This window comes from Gordonia sp. CNJ-863 (assembly GCF_001942325.1).
GTDB classification, from domain to species: Bacteria; Actinomycetota; Actinomycetes; order Mycobacteriales; family Mycobacteriaceae; genus Gordonia; species Gordonia alkanivorans.
In genome coordinates this window covers 12849-27273 of the sequence record NZ_MKKG01000023.1, presented here as the reverse complement: position 1 = coordinate 27273, position 14425 = coordinate 12849, and the positions used below count along the sequence as shown (strand labels likewise).

14 protein-coding genes are annotated in these 14425 nt (G+C 65.7%); 7 read left to right on the top strand and 7 right to left on the bottom strand.

Going from position 1 to position 14425, the window contains the following annotated elements:
* Nucleotides 1-238: 238 nt before the first annotated feature.
* The gene (locus BJF87_RS14215) at nucleotides 239-874 is read right to left on the bottom strand and encodes a TetR/AcrR family transcriptional regulator (RefSeq protein WP_035752560.1); all 636 of its coding nucleotides are present in this window, start codon (nucleotides 872-874) and stop codon (nucleotides 239-241) included.
* Between the two features lie 172 nt (nucleotides 875-1046).
* On the opposite strand from BJF87_RS14215, the gene BJF87_RS14210 reads away from it, so the two are divergent.
* The 4 genes from BJF87_RS14210 to BJF87_RS14195 all read left to right on the top strand — a co-directional run bounded on the left by BJF87_RS14210 (nucleotide 1047) and on the right by BJF87_RS14195 (nucleotide 4908).
* Nucleotides 1047-1367, top strand: a complete 321-nt coding sequence (locus tag BJF87_RS14210; protein WP_006357602.1) for a 2Fe-2S iron-sulfur cluster-binding protein — start codon at nucleotides 1047-1049, stop codon at nucleotides 1365-1367.
* Between the two features lie 19 nt (nucleotides 1368-1386).
* On the top strand, nucleotides 1387-2775 hold the full coding sequence (locus tag BJF87_RS14205; protein ID WP_006357601.1) for a cytochrome P450: 1389 nt from the start codon (nucleotides 1387-1389) through the stop codon (nucleotides 2773-2775).
* Nucleotides 2772-4022, top strand: a complete 1251-nt coding sequence (locus BJF87_RS14200) for an NAD(P)/FAD-dependent oxidoreductase (protein WP_006357600.1) — start codon at nucleotides 2772-2774, stop codon at nucleotides 4020-4022. Before BJF87_RS14205 ends, BJF87_RS14200 begins: the two co-directional genes overlap by 4 nt.
* A gap of 292 nt (nucleotides 4023-4314) precedes the next feature.
* On the top strand, nucleotides 4315-4908 hold the full coding sequence (locus tag BJF87_RS14195; RefSeq protein WP_231380859.1) for a hypothetical protein: 594 nt from the start codon (nucleotides 4315-4317) through the stop codon (nucleotides 4906-4908).
* Nucleotides 4909-5301: 393 nt separating this feature from the next.
* Here the strand turns inward: BJF87_RS14195 and BJF87_RS14185 are convergent, their stop codons facing one another.
* From BJF87_RS14185 to BJF87_RS14165, 5 genes are all read right to left on the bottom strand, one after another.
* Nucleotides 5302-6027, bottom strand: a complete 726-nt coding sequence (locus tag BJF87_RS14185) for an ABC transporter ATP-binding protein (protein WP_075863353.1) — start codon at nucleotides 6025-6027, stop codon at nucleotides 5302-5304.
* Nucleotides 6024-8792 (bottom strand): branched-chain amino acid ABC transporter permease/ATP-binding protein, encoded by a 2769-nt coding sequence (locus BJF87_RS14180; protein WP_075863352.1) that lies wholly within the window; start codon nucleotides 8790-8792, stop codon nucleotides 6024-6026. Before BJF87_RS14180 ends, BJF87_RS14185 begins: the two co-directional genes overlap by 4 nt.
* A gap of 47 nt (nucleotides 8793-8839) precedes the next feature.
* Nucleotides 8840-10081, bottom strand: coding sequence for an ABC transporter substrate-binding protein (locus BJF87_RS14175; protein ID WP_075863351.1), 1242 nt, complete (start codon nucleotides 10079-10081; stop codon nucleotides 8840-8842).
* Nucleotides 10082-10505: 424 nt separating this feature from the next.
* Complete coding sequence (locus BJF87_RS14170; RefSeq protein ID WP_006357592.1) at nucleotides 10506-11306, bottom strand: hypothetical protein; 801 nt, start codon at nucleotides 11304-11306, stop codon at nucleotides 10506-10508.
* A 149-nt stretch (nucleotides 11307-11455) separates the two neighbouring features.
* Nucleotides 11456-12004, bottom strand: a complete 549-nt coding sequence (locus tag BJF87_RS14165; protein ID WP_006357591.1) for a YceI family protein — start codon at nucleotides 12002-12004, stop codon at nucleotides 11456-11458.
* 77 nt (nucleotides 12005-12081) lie between these two features.
* Here BJF87_RS14165 and BJF87_RS14160 point away from each other — a divergent pair, with 77 nt between their 5' ends.
* Together BJF87_RS14160 and BJF87_RS14155 are read left to right on the top strand one after the other, a co-directional pair.
* Nucleotides 12082-12882, top strand: coding sequence for a crotonase/enoyl-CoA hydratase family protein (locus BJF87_RS14160; RefSeq protein ID WP_042377036.1), 801 nt, complete (start codon nucleotides 12082-12084; stop codon nucleotides 12880-12882).
* 82 nt (nucleotides 12883-12964) lie between these two features.
* On the top strand, nucleotides 12965-13369 hold the full coding sequence (locus BJF87_RS14155; protein ID WP_006357589.1) for a VOC family protein: 405 nt from the start codon (nucleotides 12965-12967) through the stop codon (nucleotides 13367-13369).
* A 7-nt stretch (nucleotides 13370-13376) separates the two neighbouring features.
* On the opposite strand, the gene BJF87_RS14150 is transcribed toward BJF87_RS14155, so the two are convergent.
* Nucleotides 13377-14102, bottom strand: coding sequence for a DUF6319 family protein (locus BJF87_RS14150; protein WP_244216526.1), 726 nt, complete (start codon nucleotides 14100-14102; stop codon nucleotides 13377-13379).
* A gap of 91 nt (nucleotides 14103-14193) precedes the next feature.
* Between BJF87_RS14150 and BJF87_RS14145 the strand changes: the two genes are divergently transcribed.
* Nucleotides 14194-14397, top strand: a complete 204-nt coding sequence (locus BJF87_RS14145) for a zinc-ribbon domain-containing protein (protein ID WP_035752409.1) — start codon at nucleotides 14194-14196, stop codon at nucleotides 14395-14397.
* The last annotated feature ends 28 nt before the right edge of the window (nucleotides 14398-14425 follow it).

The following is a 14425-nucleotide window of genomic DNA, read 5'->3' as shown; positions in this document are numbered from 1 at the left end:
GCTGACGGCTATGGCGGCGATCAGGCGCGTCGTACGACACCGACGACCTCTCGTTGACATCCGGTACCTCTTCCGCGGTATTCGATCGTTCCGGAGCGGCGTTTGCTGCGGACTCGCCCGTGCGGAGATACCCGAATCCCTCGGCATTGGGTTCAGGTGAACATACGTCAGCTCAACACCGGTGGTGGGCAATCCGTGGAGAAGTGTCGAAACGTCGTGCGACGCAGAAGTTCACGGGTCAGCCGAGCGGGGCCTTCAGTCCGTGCAGGATCGTGCCGATGAGTCGCTCGAAGTAGTTCTCGCGCTCGGCTTCGGGTAACAACCCCAGCGGTCCCTTGATGCAGAGTTCGGCGAATCCGTGAACCGCTGCCCAACAGACGATCTCGGAGTCCGGGCGGCGTTCCGGCGGGATCTCCCCAGCTGCCACCATCTCGTCGAGGACGCTGTGCAGGATGGCGTACGGGCCGTCGCGGCGCGCGGACACGTCCGGATTGACACCCGGTCGCGAGAACTCGGCGTGGAACGCCACCTGGAACAGATGCGGTTCGTCGATCGCGAAGAGGGCATAGGCACGTGCGGTCTCCCGGAACCGGGATCGTGCGACCTCCCCGGGGGCCTGGTCGTCGGGAACCGTCGCGATCCGCTCGCGCATCAAGTCGGCGAGTGTTGCGAGGGCACGATCGGCGATCGACGTCATCAGCTCCTGGCGGTCCGCGAAATGCCGGTAGGCAGCGTTGTGGGAAACGCCGGCGCGACGCGCCGCCTCGCGGACGGTCACCTTCTCTGGCGCGCTGGTGCGCGCCAGCTCCCACGCCTCGTCGATGAGGGCATTGCGAAGGTTGCCGTGGTGGTAGGTGCTGCGCTCCGATGCCATGGCGGTCACTCTACCGACGCGTGTGCAGTCCTCCTACCTGGGTGAACGCGACACGGGCAACATGTGTGCCAACGGATGTTGACAAGGACAACATCGTGGGCCATTCTCATGTTGACAGCGCCAACACGTGGCAATCGTCACACCGGGGGCAGCCCAACCCGAGGAGGAAGTCATGGCCAGCGTCACCTTCGTCACCCACGACGGCGAAAAGCAGGAGGTCCCGTTCGTCGAGGGACAGAACCTGATGCAAGTAGCGACCGACAACGGCGTGTCGGGAATCGACGGTGACTGCGGGGGCGACGCCGCCTGCGGCACCTGCCACGTCATCGTCGAGCAGCAGTGGGCCGCCGCGGCCGGCAGCCGCACTGTCGCCGAAGAGCAGATGCTCGAGATGAATCCCGACTGCCAGGCGACGTCGCGTCTGTCGTGCCAGATCGCGCTGAACGCCGAGCACGACGGCCTCATCGTCAATCTTCCCGAATTCCAGTTCTGAACCGATCGGAGAACCACTGATGCAGATCCTCGACCGCGTCGTTGAGACGGTGCAGGCGAACATCCCGCTGGACCGTCAGGTTCAGGGCCTCCAGCTCTTCCACAAGACGCGTGCTCGCCTGCTCGGCGAGTCGCGGCCGGAAACCTATGTGGAGCAGCCTATCCCGCCGGTCAACGAAGTCGGTCTGGACGAGATCGACATGAGCAACCCGTTCATGTACCGGCAGGGGCAGTGGGTTCCCTACTTCGCTCGCCTCCGCGCCGAGGCGCCGGTCCACTATCAGCCGGAAAGCCGGTTCGGCCCGTTCTGGTCGATCACCCGCTACGACGACATCATGACAGTCGACAAGGACCACGAGACCTTCTCGGCCGAACCCTTCATCGTGATCGGCACTCCCCCACCGGGCCTCGACGTCGAGATGTTCATCGCGATGGACCCGCCGCGGCATGACGAGCAGCGTCGCGCCGTTCAGGGCGTCGTCGCCCCGAAGAATCTCAAGGAGATGGAAGGGCTGATCCGGGAACGCGTGTGCGAGGTTCTCGACAACCTTCCCGTCGGCGAACCGTTCAACTGGGTCGATCGCGTTTCGGTCGAGATCACCGCCCGGACCCTGGCGACCATCCTCGACTTCCCGTACGAGCAGCGGCGCAGTCTCGTCCGCTGGTCCGATCTCGCGTCCGGCAGCGAAGAGGCCACCGGCGGCGCCAGCGATCCCGACGAGGTGTACGCGGCAGCCCTGGAGATGACCCGTGCCTTCAGCGCGCTGTGGCACGACAAGGCCGCACGACGCGCCGCCGGCGAGGCACCGGGATTCGACCTCATCAGCATGCTGCAGTCCGATCCGAAGACCGCCGACCTAGTGAAGCGTCCGATGGAGTTCATCGGCAACCTGACGCTGCTGATCGTCGGCGGAAACGACACCACGCGCAACTCGATGTCGGGCGGTGTCTACGCACTGAACAAGTTCCCCGCCGAGTTCGAGAAGCTCAAGGCTGATCCGAGCCTGATCCCGAACATGGTGTCGGAGATCATCCGCTGGCAGACCCCGCTCGCGTACATGCGACGGGTCGCGAAGAAGGATGCGATTCTCAACGGCCAATTCATCCGCAAGGGCGACAAGCTGGTGATGTGGTACGCCTCGGGCAACCGGGACGAGACCAAGTTCGACAGCCCCGACGAACTCATCATCGACCGGCCGAACGCCCGCAACCACATGGCATTCGGTTTCGGTGTGCACCGGTGCATGGGCAACCGTCTCGCCGAACTGCAGCTGCGCATCCTCTGGGAAGAACTGCTGCAGCGCTTCGATGACATCAAGGTCATCGAGGAACCCGAGTACGTGCAGTCCAACTTCGTCCGTGGTTACAGCAAGCTGATGGTCGAACTCACGCCGAAGACACGGTCATGACCACGGGGCGTGCGGTCGTCGTCGGGGCCAGCCATGCCGGCGCCCAACTGAGTGCGCAGCTTCGGTCGTCGGGGTGGGACGGCGAGGTCGTCCTGGTCGGCGACGAGCCGTACCTGCCGTATCACCGTCCGCCGATGTCGAAGACGTACCTGGCGGACACCGTCGGGATCGACGACCTGCTGATCCGCGGCACCGAGTTCTACGACAAGCAGGACATCGAGGTTCGTCGTGCTCGAGTGGAACGCATCGACCGCGCCGAACAGCGCGTCGTCCTGACGAATGGCGAGTCGGTGTACTACGACCGGCTCGCCCTGTGTACCGGTGCTCGCCCAGTGCGCCTACGGATTCCGGGAGCCGACCTCGGCGGCGTGTACTACCTTCGGACGGCCGAGGACGTCGAGGCGATCCGCGCCGATGTTCCCGGCAGCAAGCGCGCCGTCATCGTGGGCGGCGGATACATCGGACTCGAGACAGCGGCATCGCTGCGCAAACTGGGTCTCTCTGTCACCGTCGTGGAGGCGGCCGACCGTGTCCTGCAGCGGGTCACCGCTCCGGAGGTCTCCGACTACTTCCGTCGAATCCACGAAGCAGAGGGCGTTCACATCCGGACCGGTGCGACCGTCGTCGGCTTCGAGGGCGACGACGACACAGATCGCGTGACGGGGGTACGCCTCGCCGACGGCGAGACTGTACCTGCGGATTTCGTGATCGTCGGGATCGGCGTCCGGCCGAACATCGAGCTCGCGCACGAAGCCGGGCTCGCCGTCGACGACGGCATCATCGTCGATGCGCACGGCCGCACGAGCGACCCCCACATCACCGCGGCCGGAGACTGCGTCGCGTATCACGATGAGCGGTACGGGAAGACGCGACTCGAGTCGGTGCCGAGCGCCGGTGAGCAGGCCAAGGTCGCCGCCGCCACCATGTGCGGCAAGGAGGCGACGATCTCGGCTCTTCCGTGGTTCTGGTCAGACCAATACGACCTCAAGCTGCAGATCGCCGGACTCAACACCGGGTACGACAGCGTCGTACTCCGCGGGGACCCGACGTCGGACCGCGAGTTCGCCTGCTTCTACCTGCGAGCGGGAGAACTGATCGCAGCCGACTGCGTCAATCGTCCGCAAGAGTTCATGTTCAGCAAACGTGTTCTGACACAGGGCCTGCCGGTCGATCGCGATGCACTTGCCGATCTCGACATACCGATCGCGTCTCAACTCGCGTCGGTTCGCAACAAGGCGACCGCATAGCGCGATCACCCCGGCCAACCGGTGACACGGCTGACCTGAGTCGCTGGACGACCGCTGCGGCAGTCGATCGAGCCCGTCGCCGACTGGCCTTCTCCAGCCCGGGCCCGGTTCCGGTCGATGTCGGCAGCCGTCAGCGTGATCTCACCGTGAGACGACATGACACCACGACCCAGAGACAAACCGCAGTTCGAAGCGTCACGTTGAGACAATCGCAGGTCGGATCGATGCCGTGATCGTATCGACCCTGCCGACACTGCTAGGTGCGCGGGACAACGGCATACACCCTTGTGGCGTGCATGATCTTGACGATCCGTATCCAGAACTGTCCGCTCTGACCCGAGCCGCTCCTGTCAGCCGTGTCGGTGACTCGAACTTCTATCTCGTCACGGGATGGGATGCGATCGCCGAGGCGGTAGCACGGCCCGAAGATTTCTCCTCCAACCTCACCGCGACGATGGTGTGGAAAGAGGGCGGCAAGGTCGAGGAGTACCCGATAGCCGAGTTGGGCTCCCCCATCCATGTGTTGGCCACGGTCGACGACCCGAGTCACAAAGCCCACCGTGCGATGGTCATGCCGTCGTTGGTGGCCAAGCGGGTTCGTGCACTCGAACCGTTCATCGACGTCACCGTCGAGCGCTTGTGGTCCGAAGGGCTCCGCGACGGCCGGATCGACTGGGTCGCCGCCGTCGCCCAACGTTTGCCGATGGCGGTTGTCGCCGAACTGCTCGGATCCCCACCGTCGACACCGCCGATCCCCATTGGGAGCGAAGCCTTCTCGTCCGCCGCCTCCGGTCGCTGGCCGTCCGAGTCCACGGCTGATGGGATCTCCGACTTCGGCCATCACGGCCCTGCTGCGCAGTTACGTTCAACGCTTGGATGGCGGTGACCTCACAGGTGTCGCAGAGCTCTTCGGCCGAGCGGAAGTGTTCGTCTCCGGCAACCGGGTCGGTGCGGGCAGCGTACACGGTGGTGCAGCACGGGCCGGACGGAGAGTACGTCGTCATGATCGGCCGACACCATGACACTTTCGTTGTCGACGACGGTGAGCGGCACTTCGCGAGTCGCGACTACGGCGACATCACCCACGTCGGCGACACCTCGATGCACCTTCGTTCCTGACGGATCCTCGCCGGCGCGCAGCGCAGGAAACTGGCTGACAACGACCTCTGTACGGACACGGCCGAGGCCCCGGTTTCGACACCGCAGAACGATGGTCCTCGCAGGTCACAGCCGCGGACGTCCGCCCCGTAGTCGTGGCGTGTGGCACACCACCGCGATGTCAGGGTCCAGCGAACGCCTCACCCATGTACGCGTTCTCGATCACCTCGGGTGTCGCGGCCAGCTCCGACGCATTGCCCTGCAGTACCTGATTTCCGTGCCGCATGACCATCGCGGTATCCGCGACACCAAGGGCGAGTTGCACGTGCTGTTCCACGAGAATCACTGCGGTGCCGGTGTTGTCGGCGACGGCGCGGACGATAGGCAGCAGGCGTTCGACGATGACCGGCGCCAGGCCCATGCTGAGTTCGTCGATCAGCAGGACCTTGGGGTGCTGAACGAGAGCCCGTCCGATCGCGAGCATCTGCTGCTCGCCTCCGGAGAGTGCACCGGCGGCCACCTTGAGCCGGTCGGCGAGCTGGGGGAAGGTCTCCACAATGGTGTCCCGTTCCGTCGGCCAGGAACGCCGAGACCGGACGGAGAGCCGCAGGTTCTCCTCGACGGTGAGCGAGGTGAACAACGAACGGTCGTCGGGAACCAACACCAGTCCGGCCTTCGCGGCGCTCCGTGCGTGTCCGGACTTCACCTTGTGACCGTCGATCGACACCTCGCCGGCCAGGCTCGGGAGCAACCCGGCCAGTGTCATCAGCACCGTCGTCTTGCCCGCCCCGTTCGGCCCGAGGAGTGCCAGCACTTCCCCGGCCGCGAGTTCGAGATCGAATCCGCGGACACACGGGCGGCCGGTGTACCCGGCGTCCAGACCTGTGCAGGTGAGTACGTGGCTCATGCTTTCAGCTCCTCACCGCTGTGGGTGGCGCCGAGGTAGGCGCTGGCGACAGCGGGGTCGGTGCGGATCTCGTCGGGTGTGCCGATCGCGATCACCTTTCCCAGGTCGAGGACGACGATCCGATCGCACACTGCGAGAACCAGTTCCATGTCATGGTCGATCATCACGACGGTCACCCCAGCATCACGGATCGCACGCAGGCGGTGTCCGAGCCAGACGCTCTCGGTGCTGTCGAGGCCGGCAGCCGGTTCGTCGAGCAGGACCACTCGAGGTCGTCCGGCGAGTGCGCGGGCGACCGAGACGAGTTGCCGCTGCCCCTGCGAGAGTTCCTTCACCTGCCGGTCCACCACCGGGGTGAGATGCAACAGCTCGAAGAGGCGGTCCAGGTCGTCGTCGCCCAGCGTTGCTGTGTTCGGACGGTGTCGAGCGGCCGTGGCGCCCACCGCGACGTTCTCACGGACCGACAGGTCGTCGTACAGTTCGATCCCCTGGAACGTGCGACCCAGGCCGTGGCGGCTGCGCTGATAGGGGCGCTGCCCGTCGAGGCTGTCGCCGTCCAGGCTGACACTGCCGGTGGCGTCGGCGAAGCCACTGATGGCGTCGATGAAGGTGGTCTTTCCGGCTCCATTGGGGCCGATCAGGCCGATGATCTCGCCGTCGCGGACGTCGAACGACACATCGTCGACGGCGGTGACGCCGCCGTACCGGACGCCGATTCCCTTGGACGACAGGATGACTTCCCCAGGCGCGCGAGGCCCCTCGGCGTTCTTGGTGTCGGCCTCGGACGAGATGGTGAGGTCGAGGTCGGCATCGGTTTCCTTGCGGTTGCCGAAGATTCTGTTGCGCAACCAGTTCGCCGCCTTGTGGACCTCGGAGATGATGCCCTCGGGGTTGGCGATGATGGTGATGACCAGGAGCACGCCGGTGATGACGTGGTAGTAGGTGCCCAGGTTGACCGTGCGATCGAGCAGCACGAACAGGATGCCGCCGGCGCCCATGATGCCCGCGAGGACGCCGCCGGAGACGCAGGTGACGCCGGCCAGGTACACCAGTGCGAACATGCCGATTCCGGCGATGGCGGCATAGGACTCGGGAACCACCACGGTCTGTTGATAGGCCATGAGGGAGCCGCCGATCCCGGCGATGAACGCGCCGATTGCGAAGGCCACCAGTTTTGTTCGTGACACGTTGACCCCGGCGGCGGCGGCGGAGCGTTCGTTGGCGCGAACGGCCAGCATCGAGGCACCCAGACGACTGGTCCGCAGCCGGGCGACGCCCAGGCCGACCAGCGTCAGGACGATCAGACACAGGATGCCGAATGCGATGTTGGGATAGGTGCTTCCGGAGCCGATGCCGAGGTCGAGACCGAACAGCGACGGATCTTTGACGACCGCCCCGTCGATTCCGCCGTTGAACTCGTTGTTGCGGAACCAGAACGCCTCCAGGAACACCGCGAGGCTGAGCGTCACGACCGCGACCGGCAGGCCCCGGATCCGCAGTGCCGGGAGCCCGACGACGACACCCACCACCGTTGCCGCCAGGGCCGCCAACACCGGTGCGATCGGGAACGGAACGCCCCAATCGGTGGTCAGGCGCGACATCGTGTACGCCGCGACTCCCGCAAGGGTCAGCTGCGCCAGCGAGATCTGGCCGGCGAACCCGGTGACCACCACTTGCGACAGGGCGATGATCGCCACCGTGAAGGTGACGATGACCGCGCCTCGGATACTGCCCTCGGTGAAGATCAGGAACCCCAGCGCGACCACGACACCGACGATGGTGGGGATCAACAGGTTTCGTGGTCGTGGTGCGGCACCGAGAGTGTTCTGGATGATCGCACCACGGGTCGGCAGGGGTTTGCCGCGCACCACCAGGAAGATCAGGATCATCGCCAGGGGTATGAGCTCGGCCATCCCGGACTGTGGCATCCAGCTGACGGATGCCTGGAGATGTGTCATCTCCGACTGCAAGACACCGATTCCCAGACCGGCGGCGACCGCCGGACCGATCGCGGAGAAGTTGCCGACCAGCGCCGCGGCGAGGGCCGGCACGATGAAGAGCGTGTAGGACACCGGGATCAGCGGGACGATCGGGGCGATCAGGATGCCTGCCAGACCTGCGATCATCGTCGACAGTGCCCAGTTGGCGTACGCGATGCGCTCGGGTGACAGGCCCGCGACGATTGCGCCCTTCTCCGATTCGGCGGCTGCCCGGGTGGCCAGACCGAATCGGGTCAGGCGGAAGGCGAGGATCAACAGCACCGTCAGCACGACGACCAGTGCCGCGATCCACACGCGATCGGCGGGAACGCGGATGTCTCCGATCTCGATGATGTCGGTGGGCAGGATCGCATCCACCGACACCGGGCTGGTACCCACCCGGGCGGCGAGCAGAGCCTGGATCACCAACATCACGGCGATCGAGGCGACCGCCTTGGCCGTGGCTGGTGCGGTCCTGAGCATTCGGAACACGCAGAGATAGAGAAGGGCGCCGAGGCCGGCGGCGATCAGGAGTGCGATCACCATGGCGGGTGCCAATCCCAGGGGTCCCCCGAGATCAATTGTCTTGGGGAACCCCGGGATCGGGATGAGAAGCTCGCCGTCGCGCAGGTACGCGTACGTGTACGCGATGTACAGCGCGATGGCACCGGTGGCGAAGTTCACCACACCCGAACTCCGATAGGTCATGACCAGGGCCAGTGCCAATGCTGCGTAGACAGCGCCGTTGCCGAGCCCTAGGAGCAAGAACTGAATATCTTGGGTCATCTACCGACTTCCGGATGATCGTGCGGGTGTGGTGAACGTTCGTCAGGTCAGACGAGCTGGGGGTCGACGAGCTCGCCGTTTTCGAAGGTCTCGACGATTCCTCCGCTGCCGCACACCGAGACCATGCCGGGCATCGCCTTGCCGTCGCAGGTGAACTTGAGACCGTAACCGGCCGGCAGGACAACGTCCTTGGCGGACTTGATCGCGGCGGTCAACGCGGCCGGCGACGTGTCCGTCCCCTGGACCGACTCGGTTGCGCGGACCAGGCCGAGCATGCCCTGGTAACCGATGATCGCGAATCCTTCGATGTCGGTGTCGGGCGCGTACTTGGCCATGATCGCCTTGTAGAGCTGCGTCTCGGGATCGTCGGCGTTGATGACCGAGGCGGTGAAGACCTTGGTGCCGTTGAGGTTCTGGTTGCCGACCGCTTCCACCACGGCCGGATCGGAGCACGGCTGGATGGTCATCTTCTCGGCCGTCGTCGATACCGTGCCCAGTGCCTTGAACACCGATGTGCAGAGGGTGGATTCACCGATGACGACCACACCGTCGGGGTTGTCGCCGAGGCCCGCGCTCACCTGCGGAGTGGCGTCCGGGGTGCCCGGCGGGATCGGAACGACCTTGAGGTTGACTCCCGCGGCCTGGAAGGCGGGGGCGCCCATCGCCTGGACACCGGCGGTCGCTGCCGGGACGTCGATGACGTAGGCCGTGACGTTCTTCATGCCCTGGTTGGCGGAGTACTTCGCCATCGAGGTGAGCGCGCCGGGCAGGCCTGCGGTCCACATGAACGCACCGTCGGTGGTCAGCTCCGACGATGCCTGACCCGCTGCGGAAACGTAGGGAATGCCGGCCCCGGTGATGATCGGGACCATCGAATTGCCCTGGCCGCTACTGGTCATGAGGACGGCAGAGACCTTGGCCTCCACCATCTTGTTGGCACAGTCTCGGGCCTGATTGGCGTCTTCACCTTGCTTGCAGATGACCAGTTCGATGGGCCGGCCACCGATTCCGCCGAGGTTCTCGTTGGCGTACTTGACGACGGCTTCGGCCGCTTCCCGGTTCTCGGGCATCGAGATGGCCTGTCCGCCCTCGTTGTTGATGAGACCGATCTTCACCGGCTCGCCACTGGCCGCAGTCCCAGGGAAGGAACCCTCCGGTGCGGCGACGCTCTCCGACGCGGAGCCGTCACCGCTGTCGTCGCTGCCACATGCAGCTGTCGCACTGAGCGCGACCACCGCGAACGATGCGGCCACCACTTTGGCGACGCGCGAGCCTCTGAACGGTTTCATCGGTGTGTCCTTTTCAATTGGGGATCAGGAACGGCGCCGCCGTCCTCTGTCACTTAGATGACTAAGTGGCATTGGGTAACTATATGGGCGTCGAGTGACCTGTGTCACCAAAATCGAAGGACGGGCGATTGACCCATAGCCGGTGCGCTGACCAGTGGGTTCGAGGGTGGAAGCTACGAGTGGGTCGACAAGGCCGGCTCTAGTCTGTGTCGCGGAGGAGCTGCATCCGGCTCATCATGCGGATGCGAAGATGCTCCATTTGCTGTACGTCTATGCCCATTCCAGGTACTGAGACCTCTTCGCCGTTGAGCGGACCGTGCCGCAAAACCCGCACATCGAACCACGAGTCGCCGAGCGGTCGTTGCCGGTGGAGGACATCTCGAAGATGGCTACACACCGCGGTTTTCGATGCCCCTCAGGTCGATCAGAAGTCGAATCCTCCGCCACCGAAATCACCGAAACCGCCGCCGTCTCCACCGAAACCACCGTCTCCGCCGAAACCGCCATCGCCGCCGGGGGCACCCCCGCTTAAGTCGTCGCCTCCGGCGCCACCGTCGATGGCTCCCATGTCGGATCCATCGCCGATGCCACTCTCGAAGCCCTGGGCGTCGTACGGGACGCCGGCCATGCCGGAGAACATCGCGGAGAACAGGAACATCGATCCGACACCCCAGGCGCCCGCCACGAGCGCCGGCCGCCACCAGGGCTCGGAGTACCAGCCGGCCGGAACCGGCCGCCCGGCGACACGGCCACCCGGGTAGTAGTTCGGCGTCCGATCAGACGGGTTGGGCGACGCCTCGACCTGGCGTCCTTCGAACTCGACCTTCCGATCCTCGGTGACCTTGCCCGCCCTCTGCCGGCCCTCGAGTTCGGGGATGGCGGGACCGGGATCGAGGTTCATCGCGATCCGCGCCGCGCGGATGTAGTACAGGCCTTCGATGGCGGTCTGCTTGGCCAGGCGCGCCTGCGCGGGTGAGTTGGCCTGCTCGATCTGCGACCCCGCCGCGGTATAGCGCTCGCCCGCGTCGGCGAGAGCCTGCTTCGACGCCGGGCCGTCGCCGATCAGCATGAACACCTGCCCGCCGAGCCGTTCGATCGCCTGTCGGGCGTCGGCCTTCGCGTCGTCCAGGTTTCGGGCCGCGTTGGTGCCCGAGCGCTGCTGAGCGATCACCACCACCCCGACGACGATCAGGACGATGACGGCGATCAGGATCAGTGCTTCCACGGTTCTCTCCAGCTCGTGCGTGTCCGACGGGCTCGTCCGGCGCAAGCCCGCGAGGGCTGACGGACCAGGCGGACAAATCGCGCACCATCGAGCGTACCGACCGGAACGCACTCGCACCGGAGCCAAGTCAGGCGCGCGGCCACCGCTGGTCAGCGAGTGCGGGCCACCTCGACGACGACGCGGACGTCGTCGACGACCTTCAGCGTGCCCATCATCAGCGAATACGGTTTGATCCCGAAGTCGCTCTGAGTGATGGTGGACTCGGTCGAGATCTGCCAACCATCGGCGGTCTCGACGACCTGCAGGTCCAGCCCATGCGGGTGTGACCGACCGTGGATCGTCAGCACTCCGTCGGCTCGGTAACCACCGTCCGTAGTGCTGAATGTATCTGCCGCATAGGTGATCTCGGGGTACTTGTCGGCGCCCATGGACTTCAGGGCGTTCATGCGGGCCAGTGACCTCTCGGCACCGGTCATCGGGGTGAGTCCACCTTCCCCGGATTCCACGTGCATCGAGTCGACCGCGATCGTGGCGCTCAGGTTCGTCGGCACGAGGTCGTCGGTCAGTGTCACCGACGCCGACCAGGTGCGCATCGCGATCGTCAGTCGGTGGCCGGTGCGTGCCGCCCGCCCGCCCACATCGGTGTGCACGACGACCGAACCATCGGATTCGGTGAACTCCCAGACTGATTCCGCCACCGCCGTAGTGTAAGCGCTCGGAGTACGTGGCCGGGCCCATCGCACGGCCGACGACACACGGCGAGGTGGTGAAGACGATGACGGAACAACGGATTCTGCTCGATGTCGACGATGCGGGCGTCGCGACGGTCACGCTCAATCGGGCGGACAAGCACAACGCCTTGGACCCCGCGATGTTCGACGCGTTGCTCGCGGTGACGGGCGACCTGGCGGCGGATCGTCGAGTGCGGGCGGTCGTCGTCCACGGAGCCGGGAAGAGCTTCTGTTCCGGCCTCGACATCTCATCACTCGGCGGCGATGGGCTCGCCGACTCTCTGCTGGATCGAGACGACGCCGACCGCGGAAACCAGGCGCAGCGGGTGTCTCTCGATTGGGGTCACGTGCCGGCGCCGGTGATCACCGCGATCCATGGCAACTGCTTCGGAGGTGGCCTGCAGATCGCGCTCGGCGCCGACATCCGCTACGCGACCCCCGACGCACGACTGTCCATCATGGAGGTGAAGTGGGGCCTGGTGCCGGATATGGGTATGACCCAGACGCTCCCGCGCCTCCTTCGGGCCGACGTGGCCAAAGAACTCACCTTCACCGGTCGTGTGCTCTCGGGAGCCGAGGCCCACGAGCTCGGGCTGGTCACCGGCACGGCCGACGACCCGCTCGCCCGCGCCCTGGACCTCGCCCACCAGATCGCGGCGAAGTCGCCCCACGCGGTGCGCGCCGCGAAGCGCCTCTACGACGAGACCTGGACCGGTACCGACCCATCGGCCGCGCTGCTGCTGGAGAGCACACTGCAGGTCGAGCTGATCGGTTCACCGAACCAGCTCGAGGCCGTGCACGCCGGCCTGGCCCGCCGGGAACCTCGGTTCACCGACCCGGACTGAGGCCTGAACTCTGGCTGCGGCGATAAACTGGTCGGTGCGTCCAGAGTTCCCATCCGGCGCCCTTCCTGGGAGGAGGCATCCGATGCCTGCATTTCCCGCTCTCACCCACGTCGCGATCACCGTGAGTGACCTTGCTGCGAGTACCGCTTGGTACCAGACCCTGTTCGACGCCAAACCGGTCTTGGACGAGGACGAGGAATCCGGCAACTTCCATCACACGGTCTTCGCACTCGCCGGCGGAACGCTTTTCGGACTCCACACCCATAGTTCGAGCGGGTCGGATGCTGACGGTTTCGACGAGCGGAACGTCGGACTGGACCATGTCGCATTCGCCTGCACTCGGCCCGAACTCGAAGAATGGGTTGCCCGTCTGGACAAGGCCGGAATCGCGCACAGCGGCATCAAGCACGCCCACTACGGATCAGGGATATCGTTCCGGGACCCGGACAACATCGCGCTGGAGTTCTTCGCCCCGCCGGCCGGATGAACTCGAGTCAGCTCTCGGCGGGCCCGACGTCGAGGTGAGCGAGCGCTGCTCGTGCGTTCTCGAGTTCGCGCGTCAGCTCCTCGATCTTCCTCTGCGCGGCCTCGCGCGCGGATTCGATGACCTCGTCGACGGCCGTGATCGCTGCGTCGTCGCCGAGTTCCTGCATCGCGCGGGCCACGCGGTCAGCGGTCACCTCAGCAGGCTTTCCCTTCTTGGTCCCGTGCGCCACCGACACCGTCCAGAGGCTCTCACCCGCTGACGTGATGGTCACGCTCACCGCCGCTGTCGAGTTCTTCGACCGTCGAGCAGCTTTCGCCGGAGCAGACTTCGGCGCGGCCGATCGCGGCGGTGCGGGCTCCGGACGCGTAGTGGGCTCGGGCGTCGGCTTCGGTTCCACTGCAGCTGCTTTCGGTGTCGGCGCAGGGCGTACCGACGGTGTCGGGTCGGCAGGGGCGGTCCTGGGCGACCGTGGGGCTGCCTTCGCGGGTGCTGAGGCGGAACGTGCGCGCTGCAGTTCGTCGGCCTCGAAGGGCAACTGATCGTCGACGCCCTTGGGCCGCACCGTCACCGTCGAACCGTCGACGGACAGAACCCGCGCCGAAGTCCCGGCGTCGAGTCCGAGGGACGGCATCGGGTCACGGAGGTAGACGGTCACGCGCTTGCCGGCCGCGAGTGCGGCGGACAGAGATTCCAGGTCAACGGCGGTCAGGCCGGTCCTCTTCTGCGAGCTCACGCGTCCATGTTCGCACACGCGTGCGACTGACGGGTGCCGGGTCTCGATCCAGTCCGGACGGGCCGGTCGCGGTCGTGCATACGATGACGGAGTGTTCTTCCTCTTCGGATACGGCCCCAAGCAGCAGCAACTCGGCGCAGGACAGACCCGTACGTGCCCCCGTTGTCACAACACCACCCAGTGGACCCGGATGCGGGAGTTCAAGCAGTTCACCGTGTTCTTCATCCCGATCGCGCGCTGGGGACGGCGCGAGTTCGAGGCCTGCGGCATCTGCGGCGCCGCCATCGCACTGTAGACATCAGCGAAAGTCGGGCAGCGCGACG

What these genes read in the sequence shown, in the direction of transcription:
- BJF87_RS14215 (WP_035752560.1), bottom strand. Translation starts at nt 874, where the DNA reads ATGGCATCGGAGCGCAGCACCTACCACCACGGCAACCTTCGCAATGCC.
- BJF87_RS14210 (WP_006357602.1), top strand. Translation starts at nt 1,047, where the DNA reads ATGGCCAGCGTCACCTTCGTCACCCACGACGGCGAAAAGCAGGAGGTC.
- BJF87_RS14205 (WP_006357601.1), top strand. Translation starts at nt 1,387, where the DNA reads ATGCAGATCCTCGACCGCGTCGTTGAGACGGTGCAGGCGAACATCCCG.
- BJF87_RS14200 (WP_006357600.1), top strand. Translation starts at nt 2,772, where the DNA reads ATGACCACGGGGCGTGCGGTCGTCGTCGGGGCCAGCCATGCCGGCGCC.
- BJF87_RS14185 (WP_075863353.1), bottom strand. Translation starts at nt 6,027, where the DNA reads ATGAGCCACGTACTCACCTGCACAGGTCTGGACGCCGGGTACACCGGC.
- BJF87_RS14180 (WP_075863352.1), bottom strand. Translation starts at nt 8,792, where the DNA reads ATGACCCAAGATATTCAGTTCTTGCTCCTAGGGCTCGGCAACGGCGCT.
- BJF87_RS14175 (WP_075863351.1), bottom strand. Translation starts at nt 10,081, where the DNA reads ATGAAACCGTTCAGAGGCTCGCGCGTCGCCAAAGTGGTGGCCGCATCG.
- BJF87_RS14160 (WP_042377036.1), top strand. Translation starts at nt 12,082, where the DNA reads ATGACGGAACAACGGATTCTGCTCGATGTCGACGATGCGGGCGTCGCG.
- BJF87_RS14155 (WP_006357589.1), top strand. Translation starts at nt 12,965, where the DNA reads ATGCCTGCATTTCCCGCTCTCACCCACGTCGCGATCACCGTGAGTGAC.